We start from the raw sequence: 22,402 nt of genomic DNA on the forward strand, positions 1-22,402 counted from the left end.
AACATTTCCTTGATCGTCATAATCAAATCGATACGTTTGAGAACCGTCTGTCACACGAATATTTTGATCTAACGTGTTGTAGTAGTCATACGATACTGTATTGGTATATCCACCTTGCGTTACTGTTTGTTCTTTTAGTTTTTCTGTCTTACTGTTTGCTTTGTCGTGGTATGCCCAATCAATTTTTCCGCCTCGGCTATCTGTTGCACTTGTGACGCGGTCAGCTTTATCGTATGTTTTCGTGTGTTCTACACCATTTGTGGTTAGTATTAATTCAGTACCTATTTTTACAATAAAAAAGACTATCTAAAATTTAATTTAGAATAGTCCTTTTTGTAGTGTAACGAGCAATCAAGTAATACATGCCAATTTCTTATCCTTCAACCCATCCTATACCCACAAATAAGAGCAAAAAACCTATTATAAAAAAAATTCCTCCCAATAGAAAATAAAATGGTGGTCCATATAAAGGATTATTAAATAGTTCTAAAATATGAGCCCACACAATACCCCATTTATCTTTCTTTGTTGCCTGTTCTTTAATCTCTTTTACGAATTTATAAATACTTAGACAAATAAAAATGAAACCTAACAATATTAAACCCACAGTTATTACAATTGCCATATTGATGTCACTCCATTAATTTTTTATAAAACTGACTATACTTGTGATTACAACTATACTTTATTTTTGCGTTTATTTTAATACTACATTTGATACCTTACTATCACATAAAATTGTCCTCCAAAGATTACATTTAATAATTGGAGGACAGCTGAGATATAAGATATCTATCTATATGTGTTGCCACATAATTTTTTATCGATTAAAATATTCATTTTTTTCTTTTCCCTCTACTATTCCACCATGAAATAGCCTTTGGTTTAACCTTCACATATCCCTTTCCTATCCAGTGTTGTGCATATCCACTAATAGCACCCTTTGTAGCACCTACATGCGCCCCAATTACCGCTCCACCAATAATCCCTACATTTGTGGGAGTGAATTTTTTAGGACCCAATCCGCCTACACCTCGGCCAACTTTAAAAAATCTATTGAACTGAGTATATCCAGCACCTGCCAAACCACCGATAACAGCACCATTTCTTGCTCCTTTTGCTGTTTTTGCAGCTACATGCTTACCCACATAACCATTTTTACTCCATTGTGTTACTTTTCTATCCAAGTTCCCCCAAGCTTGAAACCATTTTGTCTTAATATTCACTGCATAGTGACCATCAGGGTCGACCTTCATCACCGGATTATTATCCGCATAAGTATACCCATTCATCGTAACCGGATCATCTTCATCACCCGGATCAGGATCCACCGATAAGAACACACCATGGTCTGGATTAAAGTATCTCGCAATCAGGTAATACATGCCAATCTCTTTATCATACATGTATCCGGCATATCCAAACGGATTGTCTGCTGCGATACCTTTCGTATCACTCTTTAATACGTTACCCCATGCATCATATTCATACGTTGCTACAACTTCTCTATTTTGATCTGTCATCGCGACTACATCACCACGTGGGTTATAGTGATAGTATAGCGTTTGCCCTTTTGATTTCATAGCTAAGCGTGTACCACTTGTGGAATATACATATTGACGAAGAACATTTCCACTACCATCTGTCTCATATAATGGGTTAATGCTGTCTCCATCATAGAAATAACGTGTTACTTGACCATTTATACTCTTTTCAATACGACGATTATCCTCATCATACTTATAAGTTGCGAATGCATTGCTCTCACCTTGTTTTGTGATGGCTACAAGTTGGTCATCTTCGTTCCATGTATACTTGTACTTTCCATCAGATGTACGATTCCCATTCGCATCATATGTTAATGATTCATTTCCGAATTTGACAAGCTGATTTCCTTCATTGAATGTTGCCGCTATAGATTTTGTTTCTTTTCCATTCTCTACAACTTTCACACTTGTACGGTTTCCAAATCCATCATATGTGTATGATTTAGTTGTTCCGTTTGGTAATGCTTCATTTAATAGTTGGTTGATCGGGTCATATACAAAGTTTGTTTCCGTTACTTTTCCGCCCGCACCTTCATGTTTAATCTTCGTACGGTTACCCGCTTGGTCATATTCATATCGTTCAGAAAGTAGAATACTATTTGACGTACCTACTACTAAATCTTTAATTTTGTTCGCATGATCATAGTTGAAAGTAGAACCTGAACCATTTCCAGCTGTATACGTACGAACATTTCCTTGATCGTCATAATCAAATCGATACGTTTGAGAACCGTCTGTTACACGAATGTTTTGATCTAGCGTGTTATAGTCATACGATACTTTATTTGTGTATCCGCCTTGTGTTACTGTTTGTTCTTTTAGTTTTTCTGTCTTACTGTTTGCTTTGTCGTGGTATGCCCAGTCAATTTTTCCGCCTCGGCTATCTGTTGCACTTGTGACACGGTCAGCCTTATCGTATGTTTTCGTGCGTTCTACACCATTGACATGGTCTTTTACTTTCGTAACTTGTCCATTTTGATCACGTTCAAATGTAAATGAATCTTTTCCGTTGCGCTTTTCACCAACGACACGATCTGCTGTATCATATACAGATTCTAGAATAGAGCCGTTTGGCATTTTTGTTTTAATCTTGTTTGCATTTTCATCGTACGTATTTTCAATACGACGGTTTAACGCATCGATATACACTGTATTTTTGTTATCTACATCATACTCATATTTGTGTGTTTGTGTTTTCCCACCAAACATAACAGATTTTTCTGTTGTGTTTCCATTATGATCATAACGATAATTTACAGAGGTACCATTTTTTAATGTAACCTTCGTTAATAGATTATCTTTGTTATAATCATATAGTTTTGTATTTCCTTTTTCATCTGTCTCGCTCTTTTTATTTCCTGATGCATCGTATGCGAATGTATTTTTCTGTCCTTCTTCATCATACGTCGCAACAACATTTCCATCGTTGTCGTACTCATTTTTTATAAGAGCATTTCCTTCTAATAGGCGTATATCATCAAACCAAACTTTTCCTTTATTCTCTCTTCTAAAGAGCATATAAACTTCCATACGTTTAATTGGTTTAGTGGCAGGGATTACAACCGCACTACGATTCCAATCATTTGTCCCACTTGGGAATTTCGCTTGGAAATTTTCCCCACTACCATCTTGATAATGTACATCTGCCCAAATAGAGTAATCTCGAGAGAGTTTATCTGGTGCAGTATTTTCTACATTTACTGATTTAGACATTCCTGTTAGCGTAATTGGTTCTGCTTTTTTCTGATTTATAGTGATATGCTTGCCATATCCTACATCTAAACCACCATATTGGCTACGCTCTAATACAATAGATGAATGTCCCGTAAAGCTCTCTTGCTGAGAAACATCTTTCGGATCACAGCTTGTTCCATCTCCTCGAATCCAACCTGGCATACAGCCATTTCCCGCCATATTTTCTAAACTACTATTTTCAATTGGGTTAAAGCTAGAAGAAACTTCACCTTTTTCTAGTTGAATCTTATCAAACCAGACAGAACCGCTCGTAGCAGAACCGCCATTTTCTACTTGTAAATAGATTTTTACTTTTCTCGTTTGTTCTGTTGTTTTAAAAGTAACTTGACGGTTAACCCAATCCCTCGTTCCTTGAACTTTATTGTGACGAGTATCATGCCATCCACCATCTACACCAGCACCGTTTTCATTTAATAACTGTACATTGAAGAAAGCAGCACCATTGGCTAAATCCGTTTTCATCATACCGCTTAACGTATACGTTGTATTTGGTTCTAACGTTACTTCTTGAATTGCAGCAATATAGCCCCAATCATTATTCGTTGCTTTTGTTGAAATTTTAAGTGATGATTCTCCGCCCAGACCACCTGGTGCCGGTGTTGCATCTTTTGTAATAGATCCGGAATTATTCACATTTACTGGTACCCATTTTTCCGTACCGTTCATTTCAAAGCTTGGATTTTGAATCAGGTTTTCTCCTGTTCCCAACTCTCTAGTTGTCGCAATTGGATTTCCAAACTGATCATACTGCATGAAAGATGATGTATTTGCTGCTTGGTCTGTTTCAGATACTTCTGTATTTGCAGCCTTATAAGCAACTGTTGTTTCACGATTTTCGTTATCTGTCGCTTTTATAAGCCCGTTGTCTTTATTGTACTCAAACTTTTCTGTTCCCATTTCATCAGTAACAGAAGTTACATTCCCATTACCATCATAGGTCGCTGTTTCTGTTTGATTTTTAGGAGTTGTTGTTTTTACTAGGTTATTTGCATTATATTCATATGTTGTTGTTAAATTTAGACGTCCAGAATCTTCAACTGTTTTGACTGGGTTTCCAGCATCGTTATACGTATAAACAGTTTTACGCCCTTTAGGATTCGTTAACGTAACTTCTTTCGCATCTGTATTATATGCTAATGTCGTAGCTTTTCCTAATGGATCGGTTACTTTTACTAACCTATTATTCTCGTATGCATACGATGTTTTATATGGTTTTGCATCGGTATGTTGCGGATCATAAATAGATGTTAGTAATCCATTATCATATCCGTATTTATATACTTTTCCTTCTGGTGTTGTAGAAGAAACGAGTAAATCTCCATCATATTTAAATGTAATCGTCTTGCTATCTGGGCCGATTACTCTTGCTGCTTTTTTATTATTTCCATCATATTGTACGACTAACTCTTTACCAGAAGCGTTCTTTACTTTTGATAAACGTGATTCCCCATCATACTCATATGTCGTCGTATTTCCGTATTTATCTTTTGTATACTGGATACGACCTTGTGCATCTCCAGATTTATAGAAAGTAACGGTTTGGTCTTTATCTTTTATTTCATATCCGCCTGATACTTGTTTAATTTCTAAATATATACCAGTAGGGGCTTGATACGTATTATCTCCCGTTCTAGTAAAAGTAATATTTGCGCCATCGGCAGAAATTAATAGTAAGTTTCCATTTCCTTCAGCCAAAATTCTTTCTTCTAATCCACTAGACCAACCTGTACCAAATAAACCTACTTTTTTACTTTGGCTATTATACGTTCTTTCCACTGATACATCCGGTCCGCGCCCTGATAACGTAATATCTTTTTCACTCATGATAAAGTTACCATTTGTAGCATTTACTTTACCATTTAGTACCGGAACTGATGCCCAGTAATCAAACATCCCTATAAACCCAAAATCTTGAGCAAATTTAGGTACAAACTCATGCGAAATTTCACTTTCAGCATGTCCGGCTTTACTATACGCTGTTACACGGAACCAATAATTTTTAAAGCCAGCATAAATTCCGCCAGAATTCTTATACACAGGTGATGGATCAACTGCTAATTCTGCACCTTTTTTATCATGATGAAGTAAATATTGGCCTTTTGCAATTTCATCTTTCGTTGGCCAAATTTTCTCATTTTGCGTTGTCCAATTTGTTTTATTCCCTACATCGAACGCTTCGTAATCTTTTCCGTTATAAATCCAAACTTTATAGCCTGCAGCCGCTGGAACTGCATCCCACTTTAATGTGACATATCCTGTTTCCTTATCTGTCGCATTAATATAGGCCGATCCGTCTGGCTTTTTCACTTGTTCTAATGGAATAAATGGAACTATTTCATCTGAAAGTGGACTATCCCCAAACGGATACTCTGCTACAATACGAATCCAGTAGCTACTTCTTCCGCTATAATCCCCGTATGGACCTCCTGACTCGTAAGCATTTTTATATATTTGTCCTGGGTTAGTAGGCGCTTCTGCACCTTTTCCGTCATCATGTATCCAGTAACGCCCTTGTGCAATTTCTTCTGGCGTCGGGAATATTTTTTTATCTTTCGTCGTCCAGCTTGTCACATTCCCAACAGGAATATATTCATAGTCATATCCATTAAAAATGGCAACTTTATAACCTGTTGCTCCTGGAACTGCGTCCCATTGTACATTGAAGTGACCTGAACCACTCCCACTCCCATTTGAGTAAGCTTGTACTCTTGGCTTATTTGGTTTTGCGTAGGAATATTTCACTTCCAAGAATGGTGCATTCGTTCCATTTTCAGCTGCAATGAATTTCTTCCAATGGTTTTGACCATTACCATTTGCATGTAGCTTAAAGCCATTGTTTTGTCTTGCGCCTTCTACCCATGCTTTCACTGTATTCGTTACATTGAACTGGGCCCATTTTCCGCGGCCCACATCAGCGTGTGCAATGTTGTTAGAACCTGGTTTGTTATTCCAGTTTACACTTCCAACATTCCATCCACTTGTTACTTCATCTAACCAAACACCATTTGGTTGATTCGCATAATAATGCCAAACTGCATAGGCATGGAATGTTGCACTTTCAATCTTTGCACCCTTTAAGTTTGAAACATCTGGTTTAATAAATGAAAAATTAGTTCCAGATGCTCCATCATAATATCCAACTTTTAACGTATAAGCATTTTGACCTGAATCCCAAAGTTTTCCCCCTGAATAATTGACAGTTGGATACGCACTTGAAGCGTAAGCATTTTCAAAATTATCCAATTCAATTGAAGGATCTACATATACCGGATATTTTCGCTCTGGTGCTTGTAACCACTGCGGGTCGGCAGTAACAGTTAATGTATATGTTTTTTCATCTTTCTTCTCAATATTGTAGCGAACCGCATCTGACGTTACAGCCTCACCTGATTGCTGATCCACATTGGAATCATTCATATATGGTTTCGGCAATGTGAATACTTTTTCTTTTTTCTCATCTTGGAAGTCGATTGAACCATTTTCCTGTAAGCTAGGTGTTAAATCTGTTTCTAATGCAAATGTAAAAATGTGGTGTCCTGTATACTCACGTAATACAAAATCTTCTTTTACATTTTCATTGAATGTCGTACTCTTTAAATCAATATTTGGGAAGACCCCTTTATACCATACTGTATTATTTTCATGTGTTGCGGTTACTGGTGATGGCTTCATTTCACCTTTTTCACCATTTGCACTTATTAGTTTATACTGAATAGTATGATCTTTTACTTTAAATTGAACGTACTTTCCATCTTGTGTCGCTTTCTCGAACTCTGGTTCTAATGTTGTATTTTCCGTTACAATTTTTTCATTTGGTGCTTCTACTAATTTTGGTGAAACCTCTTCTAGCTTTCCATCTTTCTCTGCATGAATCGGTTCCGTATATACCCTCTTTGTAAAAGTACCATCATTGTTATCAAAAACCTTTTCGGTTTCCGTTCTTTCTTCTACAATCTCAGTCGGACTCGCCTGTGTTTTAGCCTTATCCTTCTTTAATTGATCTGGATGCGGAGCTGGTAATTCCTGTTCCTGTTCCTCTTTCTTTTCCACTTCTGGACTTTGTTCTGAATTTGGAGATGGTGTAAACGGTGGTGCCGTTTCTGCCAACCCATTCAGTGGTATAGAAGTAACAATTAATGCAACTACGATAAGTTGTATTAAATACTGATACCACTTCCTTTGTTTCTTACCTTCCATAAACTCACCTCACTGAAATATTTTTAACATATATAATGTTACATATCACAATTTATATAAACTAAAGAGTAAAGTAAATACAGTTTTAAAGTTTTGAAGATTCTGTGCACAAAATACGACAATTTAATAACAATTTTTAAAATATCATTACAGATAATTAATTCTGTTATATAATTTAAGATTACAATAATCACATCTATTATTATTTACTAACAACAGAATATGAACATGATTCAACTAAACTTTTACATTCACTTTTGTTCTAGTATTCCAATGAAGCTAATACATTAAGTTTCATTGGAATAGCATAAATGTGGGTCTTCTAATTGTAATAACTGTGTTTAAGAAAGTAAGAGAAACATCTTCATTACTACTCGTATCAAATAGTTGAACACGCTCCGCTATTATATATACAAACTTCCGACTACATTTCATATGAGAAAAAGTTATTACGATAAACAAAGAAAAGGTCTCCTAAAATATTTTTTAGGAGACCTTTTCTTATTAATAGATTTTGTAATTTAAGAGTAAACACTCTTAAATCACAAAATCCTCCGGAATAAACACCTTCACTTCTTTCGGCTGTACGTATACAACATCACCCGCTTGAATGCTGAGATGCTTGAACTGTTCTTTACTTATTTCTGCTTCTAAGTACTCATCTGTTCCATCTCGTTTTAATTCTACATATACGACAGGTCCGACTGCGTGAAAATAAGATACTTTTGCCGGGATTGCATCTACGCTTTGTTTCGTACGAGAGATTGATAAGTCATGCGGCCTTACGTAGGCTATTCCGTCTACGTTGGAAACGTGCTTATGCTCTGGTGCTTCTAGTTCGATTGATCCTACATTTAGCTTTCCTTTATGAACGCGGCCGTGAAATAAATTTACATTTCCTAAAAAGTCATATACAAACGGACTTGCTGGGTTTTCATATACTTCTTCCGGTGTTCCCATTTGTTCAATGCAACCTTCATTCATTACAACGATGCGGTCTGCAACGTCTAACGCTTCTTCTTGATCATGTGTTACGAATACGCTCGTAATTTGAAATTCGTCATGTAATTTTCGGAGCCATCTGCGTAATTCTTTTCTCACCTTCGCATCGAGTGCACCGAACGGTTCATCAAGTAATAAAATTTTCGGTTCGACTGCAAGTGCCCGGGCTAGTGCAATACGTTGACGTTGTCCACCAGATAATTGCGCTGGATAACGTTTAGCAAAGCCATCCATTTTTACGAGCTTTAATAATTCTGTTACCTTTTCTTCTATCGCTTCTGCTGACGGTCTTAAGCTTTTCTTTCTTACTTTTAAACCGAAAGCGACATTCTCAAATACATTCATATGTTTAAAGAGCGCATAGTGCTGAAAGACGAAACCGACTTGCCTGTTTTTCACGTGAATGTCTGTTAAATCTTCTCCATCAAATGAAACAGAGCCTCCATCCGCTTCTTCTAATCCTGCAATAATGCGTAATAACGTCGTTTTCCCAGAACCTGACGGGCCTAATAAGGCAACAAGTTCACCTTTTGGAATATCCAAATGAATGTCTGTTAGTGCTTGAAATGTACCATATTGCTTTGATACACCTTGAATTTGAATACTCACCGTAATCCCCCTCTTATTGTCGTTTTTCCATTCGCCATTCAATCCAGTTTTTTATAACGAGTGTAAACACTGCAATTAATGACATTAACGTCGCTACTGCAAATGCTGCTGAAAATTGATATTCATTGTACAAAATTTCAATATGAAGCGGCATCGTGTTCGTAATGCCACGCACGTGACCTGATACGACAGAAACGGCTCCAAACTCACCGATAGCACGGGCATTACATAGAATCATGCCGTACAAAAGACCCCATTTTATATTTGGAAGCGTAACGCGCCAAAACATTTTCCAGCCACTTGCGCCAAGTGATAAAGCTGCCTCTTCTTCACTTTTCCCTTGCGCCTGCATAATGGGAATTAATTCACGTGCAACGAACGGGAAGGTTACAAAGATTGTTGCAATAATAATGCCTGGTACAGAGAAAATGAGTTTCACTCCATGTTCAAGTAACCATTCGCCAAGAGCACCCCTCGGTGTGAAAAGTAAAACGAATACTAATCCTGCGATAACTGGTGACACAGCAAACGGCAGTTCAATAAGAGAGAGTAATACTTGTTTTCCTTTAAACTGAAACTTTGTAATAAGCCACGCGGCCGCTACCCCAAATATCGTATTAAGCGGCACAACGATTAACGCAACGAGAAGCGTTAATCTAATTGCTGAAAATGCTTCTTGATCTGTAATAGCGGCAATGTATACATCCATCCCTCTTTCAAAGGCTTTTAGAAAAATAGTTATGAGTGGCAGTAATAGAAAGAGAGATAAAAATAAAACTGTAATCGTAATTAATATGCCTGGTACAAGCTTAGATTCTTTTTTAGCTGATGCGCTTTTTACTATTTTCTTTTCTAATAATGTTGGTTCCATTTTCTCTCCTCCTATTCACTTTTTAGTTCATGCCTTCTACTCCAGCTTTGAATCATATTAATAAGAAGAAGGAAAAGGAGAGAAATAATAAGCATCACGGTCGCTACAGCTGTTGCCCCCGCATAATCATATTGTTCTAGTTTCGTCATAATCATCAGTGGCGCAATTTCTGTTTTCATCGGCATATTACCTGCGATGAAAACGACAGATCCGTATTCTCCTAATGCTCTTGCAAATGCGAGTGAAAAACCTGCAAGAAGAGCGGGAAAGATCTCTGGTAAAATGATTTTCACAAATATTTGCAAGCGGGATGCACCTAAACTCGAAGCTGCCTCTTCTACTTCTTTATCAATATTTTGCAGCACTGGTTGCACCATTCGAACGACAAATGGTAAACCGATAAAAGTAAGCGCAACGATAATTCCGAGTGGTGTAAAAGCTACTTTTATGTGAAACAGACTAAATATTTTCCCAATCCATCCATTTTCCGCATAAAGCGTTGTAAGTGTAATACCAGCTACAGCTGTCGGAAGTGCAAACGGTAAATCAATGAGTCCGTCTAATAGTCGTTTCCCTGGAAATTTGTAGCGTACGAGCACCCAAGCTATTAATAAACCGAAAATGGCATTTACAATAGCAGCTGCAAATGAAGTTGTAAAACTAACTTGATAGGAATGCAACACACGCTCGTTCGTTATAACCCCAGCGAACTTCTTCCAACCTAACTGTGAAGTTTGAATAAATACGATAGAAAGTGGTATAAGTACGAATAAACTCATGTACAACATTGTAAATCCAAGCGATAATCCAAACCCTGGTAAAACACGTTTCTTCCTCATCCTCTTTCACCTCATCCCCCTTTAGCAGTACGCATTATTTTTGATAAATTTTATCGAATACGCCGCCGTCATTAAAGTGTTTCTCCTGTGCTTTTTTCCAACCACCAAATAGTTCATCTACAGTAAATAATTGAACTTTCGGAAATTGGGATGCATATTTTTCTGCTACTTTTTCATTGCGCGGACGATAAAAGTTTTTCGCCGCAATTTCCTGTCCTTTTTCTGAGTACAAATATTCAAGATACCCTTCTGCTACTTTTTTCGTTCCTTTTTTATCAACGACTTTATCTACAACCGCTACTGGTGGTTCTGCAAGTACACTAATAGAAGGGGTTACAATTTCAAATTTATCTTTTCCAAGCTCTTTTTGAGATAATAACGCTTCATTTTCCCATGCGATTAATACGTCACCAATTCCTTTTTCAACAAATGTTGTCGTTGCTCCGCGCGCTCCTGAATCTAATACTTCTACGTTTTTATAAATTTGGCTAACAAACTCTTTCGTCTTATCTTCACTATTATTATATTTTTTCAGTGCGTATCCCCACGCCGCTAAATAGTTCCAACGTGCCCCGCCTGATGTTTTTGGGTTTGGTGTAATGACAGACACACCTTTTTTCGTTAAATCATCCCAGTCTTTAATTCCTTTCGGGTTTCCTTTTCGAACAAGAAATACAATTGTTGACGTGTACGGAGTGGAATTATTCGCAAGTCGCTTCTGCCAATCTTCTGCTAATTGTTTTTTCTTACTAATCGCATCAATATCATAAGCAAGTGCTAGTGTAACAACGTCTGCTTCTAAGCCATCAATAACAGAGCGCGCTTGACTTCCAGATCCCCCGTGTGATTGTTTTACATTTACTGTTTGCCCATGCTTCTCTTTCCAATACTTCGCAAAATCTTTATTGAAATCTTGATATAACTCCCTCGTTGGATCATACGAAACATTTAAAAGCTCAACTGTTTGTTTATCTCCACTTCCTTCAGAATTACTAGTGGATGTTGCCGAACCACACCCTGATAAAAGTACAACTGCTGATAATAAAACACCTGTACTTTTCATAAACGCTGTCTTACCCCACTTTTTCATCGTTAAGCCCCCCTAGTTTATACAATAGAAAAAGGCACACAATATATTCACAAACGTGAACATTGTGCGCCTTCAGTTTATCTGATTAGCTTCTAATGTATTGTATTCGATTTCTTTTCATTTTAATTCTGTAATTCATATGTGTCAACTTGGAATTTGGATTTTCTTACTAAACTAAAATATTGGCATACTTCGAGCCCAATGATTTTTCAAATCAGCAAATTCTTTTGGTAACTTACTATTTCCATTCCATTCTAATTTATATGCATTTACTAACACCGTAGCCATTGATTCACGGTTCATTACTCCATTTTGATTAAAATTACCGTTCTTATCATTTTCAGAGTTCATCCATAATTTCACAAATAAGATATTGCACTCGCCGTAAGCGTTAATCCCTTCTGTTCTATGTATATCTCCTCCTTGTTGGTCATATGAAGCTTTAAATATATGGCACCACAGCTTAATCAATGCACAAAAAAATGAGGCAACCACCTTCAAAGATGGTTGCCTCATTTTTACACTTGCATCGCTTTCTCTCTCAATGCTCTTCTTAACAACTTACCAGTCGTATTCTTCGGTAATTCTATTAAAAACTCAATGCTTTTCGGCACTTTATATTTCGCTAAATGTAACGTACAGTAATGCATTAGTTCTTCTTCTGTTACGTTCGTTTGTTTCAGAACGACGTAAGCTCGCACTGCTTCTCCTAAGTTTTCATCAGGAACACCGATTACAACAACTTCCGCTACTGATTCGTGCGTATATAATACTTCTTCTACTTCACGAGGGTATACGTTATAACCGCCAACTAAAACGATATCTTTTTTACGATCAACGATATAGAAGTAACCTTCTTCATCCATTTTCGCTAAGTCACCTGTATATAGCCAGCCGTCTTTCAATGTCGCAGCTGTATCTTCTGGTGCATTATAGTATCCTTTCATAACGTTAGGTCCACGAACGATTAATTCGCCGACTGCGCCGACAGGTACTTCTTCCCCAAGTTCATTTACAATTTTATTTTCTACATGCCAAATATTTGTGCCAATTGATCCTGGTTTACGAGGACGATCTAGCGGATTGAAACAAGTAACTGGTGATGCTTCTGATAAACCGTATCCCTCTGAAACAATAACATTAAAACGTTTTTCAAAGTTTTGCAGAAGAGCAACAGGCATCGATGCACCACCAGAAATACAAAGACGAAGCGTCTTCACATCTTCTGCGCTTGCTTCTTCAAATAAATATAAATAATTGTACATCGTCGGTACGCCAGCAAAAATCGTTGGTTCGTACGTGCGACAAATACGGAATACTTCTTTCGGACTAAATTTCGGTAACATTAAAATTGTTGCCCCGTTCACAATCGGTGCATTTACCGCAACTGTTAAACAGAACACATGGAACATTGGCAGTGCCGCAACGACGCGATCGTCAGCAGTAAATTGTAAATAAGACGCAACATCATTCGCATTACTATATAAATTTTTATGTGTTAACATAGCGCCTTTTGGTTTTCCAGTTGTACCTGAAGTGTATAGGATAACCGCTACATCTTCTTCATCTAGTTCAGGGCCTTCGTATTGTAAGTCTCCAGCCCCCACAAAACTAGTAAACGTTTTCATTTTTTCGGTTTCTGTATGGTTAAAATCTGATGAGGTTTCGCATATGATGATGTTTTCTAATGAAGGAAGTCTTGTTGTAAGAGATTGTATAACAGGTAGAAGGACGTCGAGTACGATGATTGTTTTTACATCTCCATTTTGTAAAATGTAATGCATTTCGTCTGCTGTATAAATTGGATTAACTGGAATAACAGTTGCTCCAGCTTTCATTGTTCCGTATAAACCGACCAAAAAATGTGGTGAGTTCCCAACAACTAATGCGACATTGTCCCCTTTTCCAATGCCCATTTCTGCTAAATTGCTAGAAAACCTTGTGACCATTTTGTTTAATTGGTCATATGAGACCGACTGATCCATAAATATATAAGCCGGTTTATCCCCCTTCTTTTTTGCCGTTTCAGCCAAAGATTGAACGAGATTCACAAAAACCCCACCTTTATAAAATTTAGAATATTTAAAAATTCTAAATTAATTATATTAAAAGAAAATTAAAGTAGCAAGTGATATTCTATTAACTGCATATAGACAGATCACCTTCTCTTAGTTTACTTTGGAAAAATAAGGGGATTTTATTCGCAAGTAATTTATGAAACTAGACCAGAAATCATTTTAGGATAATATGCATTCATCTTTTCTCTAAGTTTATTAAGTTCCTCTTTATTTAACATTGTATGCTCTCCAAACAAGTTGATCGCGTCCGCTCCATCTGCATGAAAATACACCGTAACATATAATGTCGGTAACCCTGTATTGTCTTCATCTATTGATAAGACGACATCTGGCGTTTTATTAACAGTGCTGAATGTTTCATTTCTTTCCCATTCCTTATTTTGAAACCTGTCCTGTATATCCTGTATCTTTCGTTTGTTATCTGTATGCGTAAAATATATAACATTATCCCGCGCTGGCTTTCCAATAGATAACAGGGTACGACTTGAGGAAGTTTCACTGTTACACGCTGCAATCCCAATGACGAATCCGAGCAATATTACAATGTGTATGACCCTTTTCATATCGATCCGCCTCCTTTTCATATATATATTCCTTTATAAGAGGCAGATGTCCTGTAAGTATACATTTTGTGGTAAATGGAATTATATCGACAAAACTACAAAAAGAAAGAGGCTGCCTTTATGGCAGCCTCCCTCATTTTTAGAAGAATAAATGTAAGAAATCTTCTGTTGTAATGTTACCGAAGTAGCGTGCGATATCTACGCCTTCTAAAGCTGCAGTGAATGCATCTTTATCGAACTGAACGCCTGTTAGACGCTCTTCGATATCATGAACATCTAGTGAACCGAAGAAGTCGCCGTAAATTTTACATTCTGTTACTGTTCCTTTTTTCACTTCAAGACGAACATCAACTTGTCCAACTGGGAAGCGGTGTGAATGTTGTAAGTTGAACTTCGGTGATTTTCCGTAGTTCCAATCCCAATTTTGGTAACGTTCTTCAGAAAGTTTGTGGATCTCTTTCCAATCATTTTCTGTTAATTCATACGTTGGGATTTCTGTTTCTCCTTCGAAAATTGTTTCTAGAAGCAGTTGTCTAAACTCTTCTGTCGTCATTTCTTCGTTTAGAAACTCTGTAATGTTCGCAACGCGGCTACGGATTGATTTAATACCTTTTGATTGAATCTTATCCATTTTTACTTTTAACGCTGATACGACGTGATCGATTTCAGAGTCAAATAGTAACGTACCGTGGCTGAACATACGACCTTTCGTTGAGAACTGCGCGTTACCTGAAATTTTTCTACCTTCAGCTAAAATGTCGTTACGACCACTTAGTTCTGCATTTACACCTAATTTACCAAGCGCTTTCGTTACAGGCTCTGTGAATTTTTTGAAGTTGCTGAAACTATCTCCATCATCTTTCGTAATAAAACTGAAGTTTAAGTTTCCTAAATCATGATATACTGCACCTCCGCCTGATAGACGACGAACGACATGAATACCTTTTTCTTTTACGTAATCTGCATTAATTTCTTCTACTGTGTTTTGGTTTTTACCAATGATAATCGAAGGTTCGTTAATGTAGAACAGTAAATATGTTTCGTTAATATCTAAATTTTTCACACAATATTCTTCAATCGCTAAGTTTATTCTAGGGTCTGTAATTCCTTTATTATCAATAAATAACATCATATCACCTCATGAGTTCCATACGTAGCCACTATGCGCTAGCGTAATATGGCCACTGAAAATTTGTTTTGCTTCTGTTACTAAATCAGATGGGTTGCCTGTATGCGGTAAGTGCGTTAATAAAAGTTCTTTTACATTCGCATGTTTTGCAATACTTGCTACTTCTGTACTATTCATATGCCCTGCTTTTGCAGCCTCTTGATGTGCATACATATTACACTCACAAATGAAAAGATCAGCATCTTTTGTGAATGGAATGAATTCAGGAATATAACTTGAATCAGCGCTGTATACTACAGCATCATCTCCAGCTGTAATACGCATCGCAAAGCATGTAACAGGATGAACAGTTTTTAAGAACGAAATCGAGAACGGTCCAACTTGAAATGTTTCTTCTGGATTGTACGCGATTCCTTTCGTATGTGGTTCATGTGTTAAAGAATGGAATCCATTCTCGTCAAACGTATGACCGTATATTGGTAATTCCGGTAGTTGCCTTGTTGTCGCACTCGTAATTAATCTCGCATATTGCAATACCCCAATGTCCGCAACATGATCGTGATGATAGTGTGACAGTACAACTGCATCTATATCAGATGGTGTTATATATTTTTGAAGCTGTGCTAGTACACCACTACCACAGTCTACAAGTAAACGAAAACCATCGTGTTCAAACAAATACCCCGACGTTGCTTCTCCCGCTTCTGGAAAGCCGCCCCAAAAGCCGACAACAGTCATTTTCATATGTATCCATCCTTTCTAAAACCGAGTAGGAATGCAGTTTTTCTCCGTACTTGAGAAAGTTTTTTACTTACATCCTACATTGTTAACTATAATCCATTTCCTAAACTTTTTCATTAATTTTCAATTTTGTTATAAAACAGTTGTTGACTTTTATTTTTTGTACTAATACAATGATAGTAAGAAATGGAAATGGAGGGATTGACATGATCGATCAACCAATGGAGTTTTTCAGAAATTTACCGACGAAAACTTGTGCGCACTGTGGGAAAGAAATTGATGAGCAACACGAAGCATACCATAACAAATGTGACGATTGCGTTCACGAAGAATAGTAGTTTGTGAACATAAAAAACCTAGCAGACATAGTCTACTAGGCTAATAACATCTTATCCTTCATCGTTGAACCTTTCACCAAGAGCTCCAGTTCAAACTCATACAATTCTTTTTTTCGATAATTTTTCGTATGGATTTTATCCATCATCAGGTCGACAACTTTTCGGGCCATTTCATCAATTGGCTGTTCAATTGTCGTAATACCTGGTTCTGTAATCTGCGATAATATTTGATTATCAAAACCGATAACAGCGAGATCATCTGGAATGCTCCAGTTATGGTGCTTCGCCTCTGAGATAATTCCAGCTGCTACCTCATCGCCTCCTGCCAAAATCGCGGTAGGATTTTTTTTGTCCTTTAACACTTCATGGAATATTCGTTTTCCATCTTCCCAAGAGAAAGCGTTTTCAAGAAAGTCAATCGCTTCTACTTGGCGGCTCTTCTCAGTTATTGCACGTAAAAAGCCCATTTTTCGCTGCTGGCTAACGACTTTGGTTTCGTTACCACGACAAAAAATAAGATTACGATATCCTTGATCTAACACATGCTTCGCAGCTATGTATGCTCCTTGCGCATGATCAAACTTCACTGTTGGAATATTTGCTTCCTCAATATATTCATTACACAACACGATTGGACCGTGCTGTAAGTATGGCTCTACATCTTCCCACGGATTTTCTAGTGAACATAGAATAATCCCATCTACTTGCTTCGTAGATAATAATTGTAAATACTCCATCTCTTTTTCCGGTAAATATCTTGTTTGACAAATAATCAGTTTATATTTATGTTCAGAAGCAGCAATCTCGATTGCTTCGATAAATCTACTGAAGAAAGGATTTGTAATCCTTGGAACTAGCACCGCAATTGTTTCCGTTTTTTGTTTACGAAGCCTTCTCGCCGCAGAATTAGGAACGAAGCCTAAATGCTTCATTGCTAATTGAACCCTTTTTTTCTTCTCATCTGAAACATATGGATGATTATTAATCACCCTAGAAACCGTTGTCCTTGATAACCCCGCTAATTTCGCCACGTCCTCTATAGTCGACACGAAATTCTCCCCCTTTGCATGAAAACGTTTTCTTAAATTGATTATATAGTATATTATTGGAAACTGCAATATCGGTTGTTATGATTTTACTATATTAATATTATACATAGGAAAAAGTCTGTTAATGCAGGGGCAATATACTACTTTTAGAAATTTACGTTATGTACATTCCTTTTCTTAATACCATATATCCTTTATTCAATATAAAACCCCATCAATACGTCATCTCCATATGATCCATCTTCATACTTTATTTGCTTTCTTTGTCTTCCTTCTTCTACAAAACCCATACGTTTGTACACTTTAATTGCCCGATCATTAACAGAAACTACACCTAAGCAAATTTTCTCTAAACCTTTCTGCCCTTTAGCCCAACTAATAAGAAATTCAATTAATTTCGTGCCGATGCCTTGATTACAATACGCCTCTTTAATCCCCATTCCCATTGTGCCTGCGTGTTGTAACCGTTCTAGTTCATATCGGGTGAAAAGTAAAAAGCCAACTACCTTCCTATCTACTTCATACACGATATAAAGATTACCTTTCTCATTGCTTTTCCGTATCTTTTCTCTTTCTGCATTACTATCATTCGGTAACTTCTGTGGGGATACTATGAAAAATTTTGTAGTAGTTTCCGATAATATAATTTCTTTTCTAATATTCATAATTGCTTCTGCATCAGTCTCTTTTACTAACCGTATCATTGAATCACCTCGTACTTTTTCTTTTTAAAAATAATATTAAAACTATAAAACGTCCAATATGCAATATTACATATTGAGAATCTTTTTACTCTTGATACAATATTCATACATCAAAATAAAAGGAATGTATGCAATGAATCCAATCTTAACAGCTGCAAAACAACTATTACATAAAGAAGAAAAGGTTTTATCTACTTTAAAATGTTCACTTACTGGCTATATGATTACGCATAAAGTCCCGTATCCTGGCATGTTACTTGCTACTAATAGAAGACTTCTCTTTTTTAGCCAATATAAAAACACATTCATTGCCGAATTTGATTATGAAAAAATATTATCCGTAGAAACGAAGAGAAGAATCTTTGACAAAAAAATAATATTTTACTATGAAGATGAATATATAACGCTTGGATACATTACAAGTTCGAATGTTGAAGCGTTCATAGACTTACTACAAAGAAACAGCAAGACTAGCACAGGCTTATAATCAGCGGGGATCCCCTCGCTGATTCATTATTTTAACTCCTCCCACTTCGTCCAAACTTCTCTCCCGTTTATACGGTACATATTATCCTCTCTATCCATAAACCCCTGTACAATAAATTCACGTCTAATTGTACAAAAATCATCATGATATTGTTTTATAAATGTATTAATTTCTTTTTCTGTATATTGATTTTCAGCATTTAACTTGCTTATTAAATGCTCCAACAATACTAGTTTTTTCTTCTTTTGACCTGGAATCGATTTTAAACGATCCTCTTTATCGAAAAAGTTACGAATGGTCGTATCGCGGAATTTCATTTCACTTTCAGTCATTTTTTATCCTCCATCACTTGTTTTCTTTATCTTTTCACTTAAAATATCAATAAAGTAATATCCACCCATTAACACATAGTAGAACGTAAGTATTCCAAATGCATCTTTCATACTTGTATATACTTCTTTATCAAACAATATAGGTGAAAGGGCATAAACAAGAAAGATGATTAGCGGATTTACGATAAAATAATAAGTAAGATTGCCTCTCATCATATCAACTCCTCTACCCTATGTTTCTCTGTAAATTGTTGTAATTCCTTTTCTTTCGTTTCTATAGCTTTTAGAAAGATTTATAGATGAACTAAGGAAAAAATGCCCTCTATTAAAATAAAAAAGCACCAAAAAGGTGCTTTTTTTTACGCTTCAACCGATTGATTTTCAACCACATTTTTAAATTTTCGTTTGTGCATCAAAGTTAAGGAGGCGATTGTTCCAAGTGATAATACAACGATAAAGATCATGAGCATTCCTATGTTTTGCCACATGAAGTTAAAGTCTCCACTTGATACGACTGCTTTAAATCCTGATACAGAGTATGTCATCGGTAACCACGCATTGAATGGTTGTAAAAACTTCGGAATCAACTCTAGTGGGAATGTTCCAGCACTCGTTGTAAGCTGCATAATTAATGTGATGATGGCGATAAAACGGCCTGCATCACCGAATGCTGTTACTAAACATTGAATTAATGCAATAAACGCTAAACTTGTAATGATGCTAAAGAGTATGAAGTATGGAATGCTTTGTACTTCTACACCCAATCCGAACAGTAATATAACATCTGCTACTATCGCTTGAATAATACCGACTGATAGTAACACGCCGAACTTACTAATAAACCAACTAAATCCTGATTTCGGAACGCCAACTGTATCACGTAATGGATATACAATTGATAATAGTAATGCCCCAACGAATAAACCGAGTGATAAGAAGTACGGCGTAAATCCAGTTCCGTAGTTTGGAACTTCCGCCATTTTCTCCGTCTTCACTTTTACAGGACTTGCAAACATATCATACGTTTTATCCGTCCCTTTTACTTCACCAGTTTTTTCTGCTCCTTCGCCAAGTTTCTCTGCAAGTTCACCTGAACCATCGTTTACTTTTACGAGACCATCCGTTACTTTTCCTGATCCGTCTGCTAGTTTATTAACGCCATCAATTAGCTGGGTTGAGCCAGTTGATAATGTGCCTAAGCCTGTTGTTACTTGACCGGAGCCATCTGCTAATTGATTTACTCCACCTGCCATTTGATTTGCTCCTACAGATAATGTACCTAAACCGCCTGTTACTTGGCTTGAGCCATCCGTTAATTGATTTACTCCTGCAGATAATGTTCCTAAACCACCTGTTACTTGGCTTGAGCCATCTGCTAATTGATTTACTCCTGCAGATAATTGACCTAATCCATCTGTTACTTTTCCAGAGCCGCTTTGTAATTGCGTTACTCCATCAATTAATTGAACTGATCCATCTTTTAATTTATCAGCACCTATTTTTGCATTATCTAATCCCTCACCAAATCCATGAAACTTACTAACAAATTCATTTTGTGCGTTCGTTAGTTTCTCAACACCATCTGCCAGAGCTTTCATCCCTGCTGGATTTGGTAATTTATTTTGCAATCCATTTGTTGTTTGATGTATTTCGCCCTTTAATTGTTTTACTTCTTCATTTAGTTTATTTGTTCCACCTGCTACTCCGGCAGCCTTTTGCTGAACTGTCGCTGTACTTTTTACAGCACTTGTTATGAACGGTTGTAACTGCTCTTGATATTCTTTTGGTAAACTTTCAATTTGCTTTTGTAAATTCGCTACATCTTGTGCTGCAGTTTTAGCATCTCCTACTGTTGATTGCGTAAGTTCATTTAACTGATTTATATTCGCCCCAGCTCCATCTATTTTTTCATTTACTGTATTCAATATAGAAGGAACTTTCGACTGCATTTCCTCTAAGCCTGCAGCAGACTTTTGTACGTTACTATTTAAATCTTGCAATCCCTTTTGAATTTCTTGAGACCCTTTTTCTAATTGACTTCGCCCTTCAACAAGTTTTCCCATACCATTTGATAAATCAGTTGTTCCTGTTTTTAAATCACCGGATTTACTTACTAATTTGTTCAAGCCACCGGTCACTTTCTCAGATCCATCACGCAATTCACCCGTTTTGCTATTTAATGTATTTAAACCTGCTGTTACTTTTCCTGACCCATCTACTAATTTTCCGATACCTGCATTGCTATTTAATACATGTAAACCATCTGTTACTTTTCCTGATCCATCTACTAATTTCCCGATACCTATTTGCATTTCACCGGTTTTGCTATTTAACGTATTTAAACCTGCTGTCACTTTCCCAGATCCATCAAATAGTTTCCCAACTCCATCCTTCATCTCCCCAGATTTCCCTTGAAGTGTATGAAGGCCATCCGTCACTTTACTTGAACCATCATGCAATTCACTTGATCCGTCGTGTAGTTTACTTGCCCCTTCCGCTCCATCTGCTAATCCTTTTGAGACGTCTTTAATAGAATCGAACATTTTCTCTGCATATGTTTTCGTTAACGTGCTTGATACTTCAGTTTTAATCTTTTCAATGGCTGTTCCTCCAATTTGTGAAGATAAGAAGTTTAAACTTTCGTTTGGAATGTACTCTAAGTTTAATGGCTTTGGATTGTCTTTTAGTAACGTTGTAGCGTTACTTGAGAAGTCATCTGGAATGCGCACTAACATGTAATACTTTCTACCTTCCATTCCTTTCTTTGCTTCTTTTTCACTTACAAACTCCCATTTAAAACTTTTATTATCTTTTAAATTATCAACGAGCCCTTTTCCGACCTCAATTGGTTTCCCATCAAATACTGCGCCTTTATCTAAATTGACTACTGCAACTGGTAAGTCATCTAACTGTTTATACGGATCCCAAAAGGCCCACAAAAACATCCCTGCATATAAAATCGGTACGAATAAGACCGCAATAATTGGAATTAATATTTTTTTACTTTTTATAATTTCCGTGAACTCTTTCCGAAGTAACTGATTCCCTTTCATAATTTCTCCCCCTTTTAT

General features: G+C 36.7%; 19 protein-coding genes and 1 pseudogene. 2 read left to right on the forward strand and 18 right to left on the reverse strand.

Going from position 1 to position 22,402, the window contains the following annotated elements:
- The 13 genes and pseudogenes from IBT51_RS27280 to IBT51_RS26085 form a co-directional block, all read right to left on the reverse strand.
- A pseudogene (locus IBT51_RS27280) lies at positions 1–258 on the reverse strand (hypothetical protein); the annotation flags it as partial.
- Between the two features lie 115 nt (positions 259–373).
- Positions 374–625, reverse strand: a complete 252-nt coding sequence (locus tag IBT51_RS26030; RefSeq protein WP_088022528.1) for a hypothetical protein — start codon at positions 623–625, stop codon at positions 374–376.
- Between the two features lie 211 nt (positions 626–836).
- Positions 837–7,499: a DNRLRE domain-containing protein gene (locus IBT51_RS26035; RefSeq protein ID WP_088022529.1), complete on the reverse strand. Its 6,663-nt coding sequence runs from the start codon at positions 7,497–7,499 to the stop codon at positions 837–839.
- A gap of 294 nt (positions 7,500–7,793) precedes the next feature.
- Entirely contained in the window at positions 7,794–7,961 is a 168-nt protein-coding gene (locus IBT51_RS26040) for a hypothetical protein (protein WP_170924962.1), read from the reverse strand.
- 75 nt (positions 7,962–8,036) lie between these two features.
- Positions 8,037–9,110 carry a TOBE-like domain-containing protein gene (locus IBT51_RS26045; RefSeq protein WP_200458436.1) on the reverse strand — a complete coding sequence of 358 codons (1,074 nt, stop codon included), beginning with the start codon at positions 9,108–9,110 and terminating at the stop codon, positions 8,037–8,039.
- A gap of 13 nt (positions 9,111–9,123) precedes the next feature.
- A complete protein-coding gene (cysW, locus tag IBT51_RS26050) occupies positions 9,124–9,981 on the reverse strand; it encodes a sulfate ABC transporter permease subunit CysW (protein ID WP_200458437.1) in 858 nt (285 codons plus the stop codon).
- Positions 9,982–9,992: 11 nt separating this feature from the next.
- Complete coding sequence (cysT, locus tag IBT51_RS26055; protein ID WP_001227879.1) at positions 9,993–10,820, reverse strand: sulfate ABC transporter permease subunit CysT; 828 nt, start codon at positions 10,818–10,820, stop codon at positions 9,993–9,995.
- A gap of 34 nt (positions 10,821–10,854) precedes the next feature.
- Positions 10,855–11,910, reverse strand: coding sequence for a sulfate ABC transporter substrate-binding protein (locus IBT51_RS26060; RefSeq protein WP_200458438.1), 1,056 nt, complete (start codon positions 11,908–11,910; stop codon positions 10,855–10,857).
- A 174-nt stretch (positions 11,911–12,084) separates the two neighbouring features.
- Complete coding sequence (locus IBT51_RS27355) at positions 12,085–12,261, reverse strand: hypothetical protein (RefSeq protein WP_002195255.1); 177 nt, start codon at positions 12,259–12,261, stop codon at positions 12,085–12,087.
- A gap of 167 nt (positions 12,262–12,428) precedes the next feature.
- A complete protein-coding gene (locus IBT51_RS26070; RefSeq protein WP_053565058.1) occupies positions 12,429–13,961 on the reverse strand; it encodes a fatty acid--CoA ligase family protein in 1,533 nt (510 codons plus the stop codon).
- Between the two features lie 161 nt (positions 13,962–14,122).
- A complete protein-coding gene (locus IBT51_RS26075) occupies positions 14,123–14,551 on the reverse strand; it encodes a hypothetical protein (RefSeq protein ID WP_053565059.1) in 429 nt (142 codons plus the stop codon).
- Positions 14,552–14,690: 139 nt separating this feature from the next.
- Positions 14,691–15,680, reverse strand: a complete 990-nt coding sequence (lplA, locus tag IBT51_RS26080; RefSeq protein WP_059304035.1) for a lipoate--protein ligase — start codon at positions 15,678–15,680, stop codon at positions 14,691–14,693.
- Positions 15,681–15,689: 9 nt separating this feature from the next.
- Positions 15,690–16,424 (reverse strand): MBL fold metallo-hydrolase, encoded by a 735-nt coding sequence (locus IBT51_RS26085; RefSeq protein WP_200458439.1) that lies wholly within the window; start codon positions 16,422–16,424, stop codon positions 15,690–15,692.
- 203 nt (positions 16,425–16,627) lie between these two features.
- On the opposite strand from IBT51_RS26085, the gene yhfH reads away from it, so the two are divergent.
- Positions 16,628–16,756 carry a protein YhfH gene (yhfH, locus tag IBT51_RS26090; RefSeq protein WP_000567010.1) on the forward strand — a complete coding sequence of 43 codons (129 nt, stop codon included), beginning with the start codon at positions 16,628–16,630 and terminating at the stop codon, positions 16,754–16,756.
- 38 nt (positions 16,757–16,794) lie between these two features.
- Here yhfH and IBT51_RS26095 read toward each other — a convergent pair whose 3' ends face one another.
- Positions 16,795–17,808: a LacI family DNA-binding transcriptional regulator gene (locus tag IBT51_RS26095; protein WP_064532838.1), complete on the reverse strand. Its 1,014-nt coding sequence runs from the start codon at positions 17,806–17,808 to the stop codon at positions 16,795–16,797.
- Positions 17,809–18,002: 194 nt separating this feature from the next.
- Positions 18,003–18,512 (reverse strand): GNAT family N-acetyltransferase, encoded by a 510-nt coding sequence (locus IBT51_RS26100; protein ID WP_053565060.1) that lies wholly within the window; start codon positions 18,510–18,512, stop codon positions 18,003–18,005.
- A gap of 133 nt (positions 18,513–18,645) precedes the next feature.
- Between IBT51_RS26100 and IBT51_RS26105 the strand changes: the two genes are divergently transcribed.
- Positions 18,646–18,999 carry a PH domain-containing protein gene (locus IBT51_RS26105; RefSeq protein WP_053565061.1) on the forward strand — a complete coding sequence of 118 codons (354 nt, stop codon included), beginning with the start codon at positions 18,646–18,648 and terminating at the stop codon, positions 18,997–18,999.
- 26 nt (positions 19,000–19,025) lie between these two features.
- Here the strand turns inward: IBT51_RS26105 and IBT51_RS26110 are convergent, their stop codons facing one another.
- The 3 genes from IBT51_RS26110 to IBT51_RS26120 all read right to left on the reverse strand — a co-directional run bounded on the left by IBT51_RS26110 (position 19,026) and on the right by IBT51_RS26120 (position 22,384).
- Positions 19,026–19,331 carry a DUF2087 domain-containing protein gene (locus IBT51_RS26110; RefSeq protein WP_000140289.1) on the reverse strand — a complete coding sequence of 102 codons (306 nt, stop codon included), beginning with the start codon at positions 19,329–19,331 and terminating at the stop codon, positions 19,026–19,028.
- A gap of 3 nt (positions 19,332–19,334) precedes the next feature.
- Positions 19,335–19,547 carry a hypothetical protein gene (locus IBT51_RS26115; RefSeq protein ID WP_200458440.1) on the reverse strand — a complete coding sequence of 71 codons (213 nt, stop codon included), beginning with the start codon at positions 19,545–19,547 and terminating at the stop codon, positions 19,335–19,337.
- A gap of 143 nt (positions 19,548–19,690) precedes the next feature.
- The gene (locus IBT51_RS26120) at positions 19,691–22,384 is read right to left on the reverse strand and encodes a YhgE/Pip domain-containing protein (RefSeq protein WP_200458441.1); all 2,694 of its coding nucleotides are present in this window, start codon (positions 22,382–22,384) and stop codon (positions 19,691–19,693) included.
- Positions 22,385–22,402 lie beyond the last annotated feature (18 nt).

It is taken from the genome of Bacillus sp. S71, assembly GCF_016625265.1.
GTDB classification, from domain to species: Bacteria; Bacillota; Bacilli; order Bacillales; family Bacillaceae_G; genus Bacillus_A; species Bacillus_A cereus.